Below are 12799 nucleotides of genomic sequence, written 5' to 3'. Positions count from 1 at the left end.
CGCGCTCACAACTGGAACCTGCTGCTGCCGCTGCCGGCAGGCTGTTCGCCCGTGACCAGCAATTCGCCTTCGCGCAAGCCTTGCAGCACTTCCGCGCTGAGGCGGTTGCGCACGCCCACGGTGACGGTGCGCGTATCGACCTTGCCGTCCGCATCCAACACGCGGGCCGTGAACTGCCCCGGCTTAGCGCCTTCTTCCGTCGATGGTTTCAGGGCCGGCAAGGGCACGGCCAGCACATTGTTCGCCGCGGCCGTGACGAACACCACTTGCGCCGTCATCTGCGGCATCAGTTCGCCATCGGCGTTATCGACGTCGAACAGCACGGTATACAAGATCACCTTGCTGGTCGACGGCGCCAGGGCCGTGCCGGCGGCGGAACCACCGGGCACGGGCGGCGCGGGCAGCACTTGCCGCACCTTGCCGCTCCAGCGCCGCTGGTCGCCGCCCAGGGTGGTGAAGTAGACGGGCATGTCCGGGCGCACGCGGCGCACGTCCGCCTCCGACACTTCCGTCCATACCGTCATGGCCGACAGATCGGCGATGCGCAGGATGTTCGGCGTCTGGTAGGTCGCGTTCAGGGTTTGCCCCTCTTTCGCGTCCAGGCCCACGACCTTGCCGGCCATCGGCGCGTAGATGCGCGTATAGCCGAGGCGCGCTTCGTCCGCCTTCAGGCTGGCCTGGGTCTGGGCTATCTGCGCCTTCAGGTGATCGATCTTGGCGCCAGCCGAGGCCAGGGTGGCTTCGGCCGTCTCCAGGTCGGCCAAGGGTGTCGAATCGAACCTGGCCATCTGCTTCTGGCGCACGTGCTGCTGGCCCGCCAGGCGGTGCTGCGCCTGCTGGTCGGCCAGCTGCGCGCGCAAGCCCGCCAGGGCGGCGCGGCCCGCGTCGACCGTGGCCTGCTGCACGCTGGGGTCGATCTCGGCCAGCAACTGGCCTTTTTCCACGGCGCTGCCGGGCTGCACGTGCAAACGCGTGATCTGGCCCGACACCTGCGCGCCCACGTCGACATAGGTTTGCGGTTGCAAGGTGCCGATGGCCGTGACGCTTGCTTCGATGTTGCCGCGCTTGACGGGCGCCGTGTCGAACACGGTGGCCGGACCGCGCGTGGCCCACAGCGCGCCGGCGCCGAACAGCGCCAGCAAGACCGCGCCGCCGAGGATGCGGGCGCGGCGCGAAGGCAGGCGGGCCGCCATCAGGAAACCACTTTCAATACAGTCAAAACATCAATCGGTGTCGCCAAACGTAAAAAATGCATCGGTCTATCCTTGAAAATAGCGGTAAACATCACCGCAGGAACGTCACAAGACCTGCCAGCGCGGCGACGGCTGCCAGCAGGGAACTACGCAACAGCAAGCGGGGCGCATACGGCAGCAGCAGGGCCACCAGCAGCGCGCCGGCCGAAATGAAACCCAGCCAGGCGACGACGCCGACGGTGGCGCTCCAGCCGGCCACGCAAGGCCAGATGGCCAGCGCCAGCAGGACGGCTCCCGCCAGCTGCAACGCGCGCCGCACGTTCGGCGCCGCGTCCCTGCCCCAGACCTGGCCATGGTGGCGGTCCATCGCCAAGGAGAGGCTGGCCATGCCCGCATACGACAGGCCCAGCGCGCACAGGATGGTGTTAATCATGACTGTCCTTCCGTAGTGACGTGCAGGCTGGCCGAGGGCGCATCCTTGCTGGCCGTCTTTTTGAGCGGTTTTTCCTTGCGCTGGTGGACTTTCCACGCGCCCCAGGCGGCCAGCAGGCCGAAGGCCATGCTGACCAGTTCCACGCCCGCGCTTTCCCAGTCGCCGCGCGCGATCTGCGCCGCCAGGTTGTCGCCCGTGCTCAGGACATTGAGCACCGGCAGCAGCAGACACAGGGCGGCCAGCAGGCCCAGTTGCTCGATCCACGCGCGCTTTTCCGCGCGCAGGCAGGCGTGCACGAGCATCAAAAACCACACGCCGAAGAAGGCGCGCACTTCCCAGCCGGCGCGGTGCTCGAGGCCGACGGGGATCAAACGGTTCGCCCACAGGAAGCCCGCGCAGGCGATGGACAGGCCGGCAATCGCCGCCACGTTCAGGCAGGCGATGACGCGGTACACGCGCTGCGTATAGGCGCCGAACTCGCCGCCGGACTTCTGGCGCCGCTTGACCATGAACATAATCGCGCCCGTGCCCATCATGGCCGTGCCGGCCAGGCCGCAAAAGAAGTACAGCCAGCGCATCGGCGTGCCGCCGAAAGCCGCCATGTGCAGGTTCGACATGACGGAGCGCGTCAGGCCCGCGCCGCCCGTGTCCGACTCGCCCGGCAGGCGCACGGCGACCTGCTCGCCCGTCGCCAGCGCATAGCAGGCCCTGCCCGTGTTGGCGCTGATGCGTTCCATCGTGTCCGACTCTTCATTCCAGCCGTACATGCACACGCGCATGGAGGCGTCGTTCGGATTGTCCAGCACCACGGCGCGGATTTCCTGGCCGATGGCCTGTTCGGCGCGCTGCGCGAACGACTCCAGCGCGGGAATGGCCAGCGGCTGGCCCGTCTTCGCAGGTTTCCCCACATCGTTCCAGTCGGCCAGGAAGGCCTTCTTGGGATGGTCCATGCCGTATTGCGCCGCCACGGGGGCCGGCACATAGTCATCGCTGAAAAATGCCAGGCCCGTGTAGGCGATCATGAACTGGAACGGCAAGGTCAGCACGGCCACCGCGTTGTGCGCGTCGAGCCACGAGCGCTGGCCCTTGGCCGGGCGGAAGGTGAAGAAATCCTTGAAGATGCGCTTGTGCGTGATGACACCGCTCACCAGCGCCACCAGCATGATCATGGTGGTGATGCCGACGATCCACACGCCGATGCGCCCCGCGTGCAGCTCGTAGTGGAAATCGACGAAATGGTGGCCGCCGATGGTTTCGCGCTCCGTTGCCTCGCGCGCATGTTCGATGACGGCGCCCGTCAGCGGATCGAGCTCCGCCGAGCCATAGCCGCCGCTGGGCTGGAACCAGTAGGCGGACAGGCCGTGGCCGGGACGCTGCACGGGCCAGATTTCCCACATGTCCGCCTTCGGGTGCTCCTTCGCCATGAAGTCGAGCGCCAGCTCCAGGCGGTGGCCACGGTCCGTGACCTTCGGCAACGGCGGATCGTTCGCATGCGCCGCTTCGGCCAAAGCGTGTTCGGGCGTCATCCAGTGGCCGATCGGGTCGTCGAAGACGGCCAGGGTGCCGGTCAGGAAGATGGCGAACAGCAGCCAGGAAATCCACAGGCCGCTCCACGTATGCAGCCAGGCCATGGCCTGGCGCAAGCCGCCCTGCTGCGGCGTTTTCACCATTTTGTCTACCTTGACGGCGCTCATGCGGTACCCCGCGACAGCAGCAGGCCGATGCCGCCGCACAGGATCGCTGGCAGCAGCATGCCGAGCCAGGCGCGGCGCAGGTCCTGCACGGCAAAGACCCAGATCACGGCGCAGGTGTAGACGACAAAGGCGCTCAGGGTCGCCGTCAGTACGGCTTCGGCGCGCGACAGCGGCAATACGGCCGCCAGCAGCACGGCCACGCCGGACGTCAGCGCATAGCCGCCAAAGACGGCGGCAAGCACGCGCGAGAACAACATCATGTGGGCCGATTTCATCATCGCGGCGCTCCCGGGTATGGCTGTTGTGCCGGGCGGCAGACCTTGTACATCAGATGCATCACACTGCGTCCTTCCATTTGGGTTGATCGTGGCGGCGGCACGCAGCGGCATGAAACCGGGCAGCGTGGCGCCTTGCATGGGTACTGGATAGTGAGTCTCTTAACTACAGGTGCCGCGAGAATCGAAAACGGGCAGCCTGATTGAACAATATTTTTTATCGCAAGGGCTACGGCGCCGGTTCGACCGTCACCCAGTACCGCGTGCGGCTGCGCACCTGCACCGGCAGCGAGTTGGGCAGCATGTTCAAAATGCGCTCGGTGTCGGCCAGCGGGAACACGCCCGACAGGCGCAGTTGGGCCACTGCCGGCGCGCAGTCGATCACGCCGGGGCGGTAGCGGGCCAGGTCGGCCAGGAAATCGCCCAGGGTCACGTCATCGACGATCAGCTGCCCGCGCGACCAGGCATGCGCATGCGCAGCGATGGCGTGCGGCGCATCCAGCGTCTGGCGGGAAAATGCCACGCCGCGCCCGGCCGCCAGCAACAACGGTGGACCGGCACTGTCGCGGGGATGGATTTCAACGGCGCTTTCAAACACGTCCACCGTGCTGTAGTCATCCTGCTGGCGCACGGCAAAGCGCGTGCCCAGCGCGCGCACCCGGCCTTCGCGCGTGGCCACCACCAAAGGCGCGCCGCTGCCGGCGCCGTGGCCGCTGACGACGAGGATCTCGCCGGCCAGCAGCTCGATCAGGCGGCGGCTGGCGTCGAAACGCACGTTGACGGCCGATCCCGTATTCAGACTGAGCACGCTGCCATCGTCCAGCGCCACCTCGCGCCGCTCGCCCGTGGCCGTGCGGTAGTCGGCACGCAGGGCGCGCACGCCGTCCCAGGCGCCCGTCTGCGCGGCCAGCATGCCGCCGCCGGCCGCCACGCCCAGCCACGCCAGCACCTGGCGCCGCTTGCCGTTGACGGCTTTCTGCTCTGTGCCGGCCAGCGCCTGCGCGGCCGCGCCGCGGTGCAAGCCGTTGAAGCGCCGCGATACCGCTTCGATATGCCGCCAGGCCCGTTCATGTTCCGGGTCGGCTGCGCGCCAGCGCTGCCAGGCGGCGTGCTGCGCTTCGCCGGCCTCGCTGGACATCAGCACGGTCAGCCACTCGGCCGCCTGCTGCTGCACGTCCTCGCGGATGGCTGGCGGTGCCGCCGGTTCTGCCGCCGTGCTCATGCCGGCAGCGAGAAAAACACCTGGCGGTTGGCGCGCGTCAGGTATTGCTTGACCGAGCTGGCCGACACGTTCAGGCGCGCGGCGATCTCGGCATAGCTGAGACCTTCGAGCTGCGCCAGCAAGAACGCCGTGCGCACGGGCGCGGGCAAGCCACCGAGGGCCGTGTCGATTTCCTGCAAGGCTTCCAGCGCCAGCAGCCGCGCTTCGGGCGCGGGCGCTACCTCGGGCGGCAGGCAAGCGAGCGCCGCCAGATACGCATCTTCCAGCACTTGCCGGCGGTAGCGGTGCGCCACCAGGCGGCGCGCGACGGTGGCGAGAAAAGGCCGCGCTTCGCGGATCTGCGGCGCGGAAGCGGCCGTCAGCACGCTGATGAAGGTGTCTTGCGCCAGGTCCGCCGCGTCGCCCGCATTGCCCAGCTTATGCCGCAGCCAGCCCTGCAGCCAGCCGTGATGGCTGCTGTAGAGCGCGTGCAGGTCTTGTTGCTGGGCAAAATCGGCGGCCGACATGGCATCCCTTTCCGCTCAGGCGTGCGCTGCCCGAGAATGTAAATAAGAATTATTCGCATTCTAACCGCGCAATGCCTTTGATGCAATCGCGGTATTGACAGAAATACCAACTAATTCAAAAGCCGGCCAACCGCCAGGCGCTGCAGCGCAGGACCGCCAGCCAACCGCGATAAGGTAAAATGACGGCCATCGTCCGGCTTTCGCCGCCCACTCCCAAGCTTTTCATTGCAGGTTCATCATGCTAGATAATCTCACCCAACGGCTTGCCAAAGTCGTCAAGACCATGCGCGGCGAGGCGCGCCTGACCGAAGCGAACACCGCCGACATGCTGCGCGAAGTGCGCCTGGCGCTGCTCGAAGCCGACGTCGCCCTGCCCGCCGTGCGCGAATTCATCGCCAAAGTCAAAGAAAAAGCCATGGGCGAGGATGTCATTTCCTCGCTGACGCCAGGCCAGGCCCTCGTTGGCGTGGTGCAGCGCGAGCTGGCCGCCCTGATGGGCGCCGACCTGGGACCGGAAGCGTCGCAGATCAGCTTTGCGCAACAGCCGCCCGCCATCATCCTGATGGCCGGTCTGCAGGGTGTGGGTAAAACCACCACCGTCGGCAAGCTGGCGAAGTACCTGAAGGAAGAAAAGAAGAAGAAAGTGCTGACCGTCTCGGCCGACGTGTACCGCCCCGCCGCGATCGCCCAGCTGCAATCGGTCACCGCCCAGGTAGGCGCCGACTTCTTCCCGTCCACCAGCACGGACAAGCCCGTCGATATCGCCCTGGCCGCGCTGGACTGGGCGAAAAAGCATTACCACGACGTACTGATCATCGATACGGCGGGCCGTCTCGGTATCGACGAAGAGATGATGCGCGAAATCGCCGCCGTCCACGGCGCCGTGAAACCGATCGAAACCCTGTTCGTCGTCGACGCCATGCTGGGCCAGGACGCCATCAACACGGCCAAGGCCTTCAACGATGCGCTGCCGCTGACGGGGATCGTGCTGACCAAGCTCGACGGTGACGCGCGCGGCGGTGCGGCCCTGTCCGTGCGCCACATCACGGGCAAACCGATCAAGTTTGCCGGTGTCTCGGAAAAACTCGACGGCCTGGAAGCGTTCGATCCGACCCGCATGGCCAACCGCATCCTCGGCATGGGCGACATCCTCGCCCTGGTGGAAGAGGCGCGCAAGGGCGTCGACAGCAAGGCGGCGGCCGACCTGGCGCAAAAGATCAAGGTCGGCGGCAAGTTCGACATGAACGACTTCAAGGCGCAACTGGGCCAGATGAAGAAAATGGGCGGCATGGCCAACCTGATGGACAAGCTGCCGGCCCAGTTCCAGCAGGCGGCAGGCGGCAAGAACATGGATCAGGCCGATAAACAGGTGCGCCGCATGTGCGGCATCATCGATTCGATGACGCCGCAGGAACGCGCCAAGCCTGAACTGATCAAGGCCACGCGCAAGCGCCGCATCGCCGCCGGGGCCGGCGTGCAGGTGCAGGAAGTGAACCGCATGCTGACGCAATTCGAGCAGATGCAGACGATGATGAAGAAATTGTCGGGCGGCGGCATGATGAAGATGATGCGCTCCATGAAGGGCATGATGCCTGGGATGAGGTAAGGCATCACGATCCCCGCTCGCGGGGATCGTGACGGTATTCATTCCGCCGCGTATCCAAACTCGACAGATCAAAAAACACCGTTCTAAATAATGCCGGAATGCATTTTCATGTGTCCGGCATCACTCTTCCCTCCCTCCGCAGCGCCCCTCCCCGCATAGCCAGCAACCATGCCATTTACGGGTAAAAACGCCGTTCTGCGCTCCCAAGCGGTGCGCCCGGGCGACAGGCACGGCATTTCCCTGCTTTTTCCTCGTGAAAACGTGAAAAACACTTGCATACAAGGTAAATCCACACCAATATTAGCCGTGCGATTAATTGCGCAATTTCCCATGTGTTTGTTAAGGAGGCTCGAAGATGGCAACAGCCAAAAAAACCCCAGTAGCAGCGCCAGCCAAAGCAGCAGCAGCCAAGCCTGCAGCCGCCAAGAAAGCAGCACCCGCAGCCAAGGCAGCAGCTAAACCAGCAGCGGCGAAGAAAGCGGCAGCACCGGCAACACCACGCAAGCCAAACGCAGCATTCATGAAAGCAATGACGCCATCGAAAGAGCTGGCCGCCGTTGTTGGCGCAGCACCACTGCCGCGCACGGAAGTGACCAAAAAGGTATGGGATTACATCAAAAAACTCGATCTGCAAGATCCGGCCAACCGCCGCATGATCAATGCGGACGACAAGCTGAAAGCTGTTTTCGGCGGCAAAGCCCAAGTCTCCATGTTTGAAATGACGAAACTGATCTCCGATCATTTGAAATAATCAGATACGCACAGGGCGTTCCGCGCCGTGTGAGTGCCCCGCCGCATTACTGCGAGCGGGGCATTTTTTTGCTGCGGGCGTCAACCATGTTGTCGGATGACGGTCTTTCAGACCTAATCCGACCTGCGTCCGACCTACCCGGCCGGCTTGAATTCCCACTGGCTCCACGCGGCACGCACGGCATTCGGGTACTCGGCCCTGCCCCGGCTGCCGTTGTAGCGCCCCAGCGCCAGGTATAAATCGCCCTTTTCCATGTCCAGGTACATGCGCAGGATCGCGCAGCCGTAGCGCAGATTCGTCTGCATGTGGAACAGCTTGCTGCGGTCATGGTCGCCGATGACGCCCGTCCAGAACGGCATCACCTGCATGTAGCCGCGGGCGCCGGCCAGCGAGACGGCGTATTTGCGGTAGGCCGACTCCACCTGGATCAGACCCAGCACCAGGGCCGGCTCCAGGCCCGCGCGGCGCGCTTCGTACCAGACGGTTTCCAGGAATTCCGTGCGCAGCTGGGCATCCGGCAGCTTGCGCTGCAGGCGTTGCGACATCTGCGCCAGCCATTGCTGGTAGCGCTGCAAGTCGGCGGGCGTGGCAAATTTGGGTTGCGGCGGACGTTCGTCGCGGATCGCGTGCGACAGGGCCAGGCGGACGGAGTCGGCCAGCGCCTCCTCTTTCTGGTTGCCGGCCTGCGCAAAGGAAACGCAGGCCAGGCCGGCGGCCAGCGCGAGCGCGCCAGCCGTTTTACTTAGCGATAAGCGCTTCACTGCGCCATTTTGCCCTGGATGAAGGCGACGATCTCGTCAGGCGCCACGCCGGTCGCTTCCGCATCGCGGCGGCCCTGGTATTCCAGCTTGCCTTCTTTCAGGCCGCGCTCGCCGATGACGATGCGGTGTGGCACGCCAATCAGTTCCCAGTCAGCAAACATGGCGCCAGGGCGCAAGCCGCGGTCGTCGACGATGACGTCCACGCCAGCGCCTTGCAGGGCCGCGTACAGCTTCTCCGTCTCTTCCTTGACCAGTTCGCTGCGGTCCATGCCCATCGGGCACAGCACGACCTCGAACGGCGCGATCGACGCTGGCCAGATGATGCCCTTGTCGTCGAAGTTCTGTTCGATGGCGGCGCCCAGGATGCGCGTCACGCCGATGCCGTAGCAACCCATCTGCAGCGGCGCAGGCTTGCCGTTTTCATCGAGGAAGGTGGCTTTCATGCTTTCCGAGTACGCCGTACCCAGCTGGAACACGTGGCCCACTTCGATGCCGCGCTCGATGGCCAGTGCGCCCTGGCCGTCCGGCGACGCGTCGCCGGCGACGACATTGCGCAAGTCCGCCACGATGGCAGGCTCGGCCACGTCACGGCCCCAGTTGGCGCCCGTGTAGTGGAAACCGGCCTCATTCGCGCCGCAGACGAAGTCGCTCATGTGGGCGACCGTGCGATCCGCCACCACGGTGACGGGTGCCTTCGTGCCGATCGGGCCCAGGTAGCCAGGGATGGTGCCGTAGACTTCCAGGATTTCCGCTTCCGTCGAGAAACGGTGACCGGCCAGGCCGGCAACCTTGCCCACCTTGATCTCGTTCAATTCATGGTCGCCGCGCAGCAGCAGCATGAAATGCTGTTTCGTGATTTTTTCGTCCTTGCCCGTCGTTTCCACCGTCAGGGCGATGGTTTTCACGGTGCGCGACAGCTCGATGCCCAGCAAGGCGGCCACGGTTTCGCACTTGACGGTGTCCGGCGTGGCCGTTTTCGTCAGCGCCTGGGTGGCGGCCGGGCGCTCGCCCGCTGGCGGCAGCGCTTCGGCCGCTTCCATGTTGGCGGCGTAGTCGGAGGTCGGGCAGTACACGAGCGCGTCTTCACCCGTGTGGGCGATGACGTGGAATTCGTGCGAACCGGAACCGCCGATGGCGCCGTTGTCGGCTGCCACGGCGCGGAATTTCAGGCCGAAACGCGTGAAGATGCGCGTGTAGGCATCAAACATGACTTTATACGACGCCTGCATGCCGGCCAGGTCGCGGTCGAACGAATACGCGTCCTTCATGGTGAATTCGCGGCCGCGCATCAGGCCGAAGCGGGGGCGGCGCTCGTCGCGGAACTTGGTCTGGATATGATAAAAGTTCAACGGCAACTGGCGGTAGGACTTGATTTCCGTGCGCACGACGTCCGTGATGACTTCTTCCGATGTCGGCTGGATCGCGTATTCGCGGCCGTGGCGGTCTTTGACGCGCATCAGTTCGTCGCCCATCTTGGTCCAGCGGCCCGTTTCCTGCCACAGTTCGGCCGGCTGCACGAGCGGCATCAGCAGTTCGATGCCGGCGGCTTTGTTCATCTCGTCACGGATGATGGCTTCCACCTTGCGGATCACGCGCAAGCCCATCGGCATGTAGGTATAGATGCCGGAACCGAGGCGTTTGATCATGCCTGCACGCATCATCAATTGGTGGCTGACGATTTCCGCGTCAGAAGGTGCATCTTTAAGTGTGGAAATAAAAAAACGGGAGGCGCGCATAACGGTGAATTCTTTTTAAAAAGAGAGGGTTATAATCAACCTAATTTTAAAGGATTAGCTGGCTGATGCGTCCATACTTTACACAAATGCGCTCAATTGGTGCGATTCCGGCGCTTTTCGCACCCCGAAAAGGTCACCGGCTTGCGAAGTTGTGGGTAATTATGTAAAAAAGGACGCACTGTCGCAGAAAGTTTGAGGTGCATTATGCTCGACCGTGAAGGGTTTCGGCCCAACGTCGGCATCATCCTGCTAAACGCCCAGAACGAGGTGTGGTGGGGCAAGCGGGTGCGCGAGCACTCATGGCAGTTTCCGCAAGGCGGTATCAAATATGGCGAAACACCGGAACAAGCCATGTTTCGCGAACTTGAAGAGGAAATCGGACTCAGACAGGAACACGTCAAAATTGTCGGCCGCACCCGCGACTGGCTGCGCTATGAGGTGCCAGACCACTTCATCAAGCGCGAGATTCGCGGCCACTACCGTGGCCAGAAGCAGATTTGGTTTCTGCTGAGAATGTGCGCGCGCGATAACGACGTCAATCTGCGCCTGACCGACCATCCGGAGTTCGACGCCTGGCGCTGGCATGAATACTGGGTCCCGCTCGATGTCGTCATTGAATTTAAACGCGATGTCTACCAGCGCGCCTTGCAGGAGCTGTCCCGCTTCCTGACCTGGCCCGTGCATGGCAACGCACAGCAAGCGCACCGCCACACGTCGCGCTACCTGCGCCAGCCCCATGCGCCACGGGCACAGGACGGCGCGGCACTGGCCAAGCCTTGCGACGGCATCGCCGCCGAAGGGTGTACGCCGGAGCTGATCTTGCCGGGCAAGGAGTAGCCCGCCGCAATGAACGCACGCTCCCACGCAAAAGGGGCAGCCTGAACAGGCTGCCCCTTTTTTCATGCCGGCAGGAAACTCCCCTGCCGGTCAGGCTGACTTAGTTTGCTGCCCGCGCTGGCGCAGCGGCGGGAACATCGAGCGTAATCGCCTTCAGACCCAGGATATTGCTGCTGTAATGGCGGATCTTGTTGGCCAGGGCCGGGTCGTTGTTCAGCTTTTGACCATACGACGGCACCATTTCCACCATCTTCGCCTGCCATTCCGGCGTGGCCAGGCGGCTCTTGAATGCCGTTTGCAGCACCTTGATCATGATCGGCGGCGCGGTCGAGGCGCCTGGCGAAGCACCCAGCAGGGCAACGATGCTGCCATCGGCGGCACCGACGACTTCCGTGCCGAACTGCAGCAAGCCGCCTTTGACAGGGTCATCCTTGACGATCTGCACGCGCTGGCCGGCGTTTTGCAGGGTCCAGTCTTCCATCTTGGCGTTCGGCAAGTATTCGCGCAAGGTCTTCAGGCGGTCTTCCGGCGTGTTCATGACCTGTTCCACCAGGTATTTCGTCAGCGGAATATTGTCGTAGCCGGCTTGCAGCATCGGTTTCACATTGCCCGTGCCGATAGAGGCAGGCAAGTCGATCCACGAACCGTTTTTCAGGAACTTCGTCGAGAAGGTGGCGAACGGGCCAAACAGCAGGGCTTTCTTGCCGTCGATGATGCGCGTGTCCAGATGCGGCACGGACATCGGCGGCGAACCGACGGACGCCTTGCCGTAGACCTTGGCCGCATGCGCCGCCACCAGTTCCGGATTGGTCGTCACCAGCCATTGGCCGCCCACCGGCACGCCGCCATAGCCCTTGGCTTCAGGAATGCCCGATTTCTCCAGCAACGGCAGCGAACCGCCGCCGGCGCCGATGAAGACGAACTTGGCGCGCATGGTCTTTTCCTTGCCTGCGTTCAAGTCTTTCACCGTCACGTTCCACACGCCGTCGGCGCCGCGCCGGATGTCTTCCACCTGGTGGCGCAGGTGCAGCACCATGCCGTGGCTGTCCGTCAGGTATTTCACAAGGCCGCGCGTGAGGTTGCCGAAATTGACGTCGGTACCGATGTCCATGCGCGTCGCGGCCACTTTCTGGCCCTTGTCGCGCCCTTGCATGACCAGCGGCGCCCATTGCTCGATCTGCGCCTGGTCTTCCGAGTACAGCATGCCCTTGAACAGGTTTTCCTTTTGCAGCGCGGCATAGCGCTTCTTCAAAAAGGCAATATTGTCGTCGCCCCAGACAAAGGCCATGTGCGGCACATTGTTGATGAAGGTTTGCGGCGCGCCCAGGTGCTTGTTGGCCACCTGATAAGCCCAGAATTGCTTGGAAATTTCGAATTGCTCGTTGATGGCAACGGCTTTCTTGGTCTCGATGCTGCCATCGGCCGCTTCCGGCGTGTAGTTCAGTTCGGCAAATGCCGAGTGGCCCGTGCCCGCATTGTTCATCGCGTCCGAACTTTCGGCGGCCACGGAATCGAGGCGCTCGACCATTTCCATCGTCAGCGAGGGATCGAGTTCCTTGAGCATGCTGCCCAGGGTGGCGCTCATGGTACCGGCGCCGATCAGCAGCACGTCGACCGGTTTTTCGGACGAGGCCGGAGGGGTCTTGTCACATGCCGCCAGGATCAGGCACGACATCAAAAGTAATAGCGATTTACGCATACGTAACTCCGTTTATGAATACTGAAGGATGATTCTTGCGCGCCACCGTGGCGGCACCATCGCTGTATGAAATGAAAACAGTTGGC

Annotated in this window: 12 protein-coding genes; 3 read left to right on the top strand and 9 right to left on the bottom strand. The window is 63.6% G+C overall.

The features are described from left to right. Positions 1–5 precede the first annotated feature (5 nt). The 6 genes from ACQ4WQ_RS27460 to ACQ4WQ_RS27435 all read right to left on the bottom strand — a co-directional run bounded on the left by ACQ4WQ_RS27460 (position 6) and on the right by ACQ4WQ_RS27435 (position 5323). Entirely contained in the window at positions 6–1193 is a 1188-nt protein-coding gene (locus tag ACQ4WQ_RS27460) for an efflux RND transporter periplasmic adaptor subunit (RefSeq protein WP_436501389.1), read from the bottom strand. 91 nt (positions 1194–1284) lie between these two features. Next, complete coding sequence (locus ACQ4WQ_RS27455; RefSeq protein WP_070218591.1) at positions 1285–1626, bottom strand: DUF3325 domain-containing protein; 342 nt, start codon at positions 1624–1626, stop codon at positions 1285–1287. Continuing rightward, positions 1623–3320 (bottom strand): PepSY-associated TM helix domain-containing protein, encoded by a 1698-nt coding sequence (locus ACQ4WQ_RS27450; protein WP_436501387.1) that lies wholly within the window; start codon positions 3318–3320, stop codon positions 1623–1625. The genes ACQ4WQ_RS27455 and ACQ4WQ_RS27450 overlap by 4 nt, the downstream gene beginning before the upstream one ends. Next, the gene (locus ACQ4WQ_RS27445; protein ID WP_436501385.1) at positions 3317–3598 is read right to left on the bottom strand and encodes a hypothetical protein; all 282 of its coding nucleotides are present in this window, start codon (positions 3596–3598) and stop codon (positions 3317–3319) included. The genes ACQ4WQ_RS27450 and ACQ4WQ_RS27445 overlap by 4 nt, the downstream gene beginning before the upstream one ends. A gap of 226 nt (positions 3599–3824) precedes the next feature. Then, a complete protein-coding gene (locus ACQ4WQ_RS27440; RefSeq protein WP_436501383.1) occupies positions 3825–4817 on the bottom strand; it encodes a FecR domain-containing protein in 993 nt (330 codons plus the stop codon). Beyond that, positions 4814–5323: a sigma-70 family RNA polymerase sigma factor gene (locus ACQ4WQ_RS27435; protein ID WP_326457675.1), complete on the bottom strand. Its 510-nt coding sequence runs from the start codon at positions 5321–5323 to the stop codon at positions 4814–4816. The genes ACQ4WQ_RS27440 and ACQ4WQ_RS27435 overlap by 4 nt, the downstream gene beginning before the upstream one ends. A gap of 238 nt (positions 5324–5561) precedes the next feature. Between ACQ4WQ_RS27435 and ffh the strand changes: the two genes are divergently transcribed. Together ffh and ACQ4WQ_RS27425 are read left to right on the top strand one after the other, a co-directional pair. Continuing rightward, positions 5562–6929 carry a signal recognition particle protein gene (ffh, locus tag ACQ4WQ_RS27430; RefSeq protein WP_034746567.1) on the top strand — a complete coding sequence of 456 codons (1368 nt, stop codon included), beginning with the start codon at positions 5562–5564 and terminating at the stop codon, positions 6927–6929. A 355-nt stretch (positions 6930–7284) separates the two neighbouring features. Next, on the top strand, positions 7285–7680 hold the full coding sequence (locus tag ACQ4WQ_RS27425; RefSeq protein WP_071653383.1) for an SWIB/MDM2 domain-containing protein: 396 nt from the start codon (positions 7285–7287) through the stop codon (positions 7678–7680). A 134-nt stretch (positions 7681–7814) separates the two neighbouring features. On the opposite strand, the gene ACQ4WQ_RS27420 is transcribed toward ACQ4WQ_RS27425, so the two are convergent. Then, positions 7815–8441 carry a lytic transglycosylase domain-containing protein gene (locus ACQ4WQ_RS27420; protein ID WP_436501380.1) on the bottom strand — a complete coding sequence of 209 codons (627 nt, stop codon included), beginning with the start codon at positions 8439–8441 and terminating at the stop codon, positions 7815–7817. Then, positions 8438–10177 (bottom strand): proline--tRNA ligase, encoded by a 1740-nt coding sequence (locus tag ACQ4WQ_RS27415; protein ID WP_436501378.1) that lies wholly within the window; start codon positions 10175–10177, stop codon positions 8438–8440. The genes ACQ4WQ_RS27420 and ACQ4WQ_RS27415 overlap by 4 nt, the downstream gene beginning before the upstream one ends. A 204-nt stretch (positions 10178–10381) precedes the next feature. Between ACQ4WQ_RS27415 and ACQ4WQ_RS27410 the strand changes: the two genes are divergently transcribed. Further along, positions 10382–11014, top strand: a complete 633-nt coding sequence (locus ACQ4WQ_RS27410) for an RNA pyrophosphohydrolase (RefSeq protein ID WP_070218597.1) — start codon at positions 10382–10384, stop codon at positions 11012–11014. Positions 11015–11114: 100 nt separating this feature from the next. Here the strand turns inward: ACQ4WQ_RS27410 and mqo are convergent, their stop codons facing one another. Further along, positions 11115–12713: a malate dehydrogenase (quinone) gene (gene mqo / locus ACQ4WQ_RS27405; protein WP_436501376.1), complete on the bottom strand. Its 1599-nt coding sequence runs from the start codon at positions 12711–12713 to the stop codon at positions 11115–11117. Positions 12714–12799 lie beyond the last annotated feature (86 nt).

The organism is Janthinobacterium goodfellowi, from assembly GCF_051380695.1.
GTDB lineage: Bacteria > Pseudomonadota > Gammaproteobacteria > Burkholderiales > Burkholderiaceae_D > Janthinobacterium.
The sequence above is the reverse complement of the archived record's forward strand: the minus strand, read 5'-3'. Positions and strand labels throughout refer to the sequence as shown.

Coding starts and splice junctions, on each gene's coding strand:
- ACQ4WQ_RS27460 (WP_436501389.1), bottom strand. CDS start 1,193: ATGGCGGCCCGCCTGCCTTCGCGCCGCGCCCGCATCCTCGGCGGCGCG.
- ACQ4WQ_RS27455 (WP_070218591.1), bottom strand. CDS start 1,626: ATGATTAACACCATCCTGTGCGCGCTGGGCCTGTCGTATGCGGGCATG.
- ACQ4WQ_RS27450 (WP_436501387.1), bottom strand. CDS start 3,320: ATGAGCGCCGTCAAGGTAGACAAAATGGTGAAAACGCCGCAGCAGGGC.
- ACQ4WQ_RS27445 (WP_436501385.1), bottom strand. CDS start 3,598: ATGATGAAATCGGCCCACATGATGTTGTTCTCGCGCGTGCTTGCCGCC.
- ACQ4WQ_RS27440 (WP_436501383.1), bottom strand. CDS start 4,817: ATGAGCACGGCGGCAGAACCGGCGGCACCGCCAGCCATCCGCGAGGAC.
- ACQ4WQ_RS27435 (WP_326457675.1), bottom strand. CDS start 5,323: ATGTCGGCCGCCGATTTTGCCCAGCAACAAGACCTGCACGCGCTCTAC.
- ffh (WP_034746567.1), top strand. CDS start 5,562: ATGCTAGATAATCTCACCCAACGGCTTGCCAAAGTCGTCAAGACCATG.
- ACQ4WQ_RS27425 (WP_071653383.1), top strand. CDS start 7,285: ATGGCAACAGCCAAAAAAACCCCAGTAGCAGCGCCAGCCAAAGCAGCA.
- ACQ4WQ_RS27415 (WP_436501378.1), bottom strand. CDS start 10,177: ATGCGCGCCTCCCGTTTTTTTATTTCCACACTTAAAGATGCACCTTCT.
- ACQ4WQ_RS27410 (WP_070218597.1), top strand. CDS start 10,382: ATGCTCGACCGTGAAGGGTTTCGGCCCAACGTCGGCATCATCCTGCTA.
- mqo (WP_436501376.1), bottom strand. CDS start 12,713: ATGCGTAAATCGCTATTACTTTTGATGTCGTGCCTGATCCTGGCGGCA.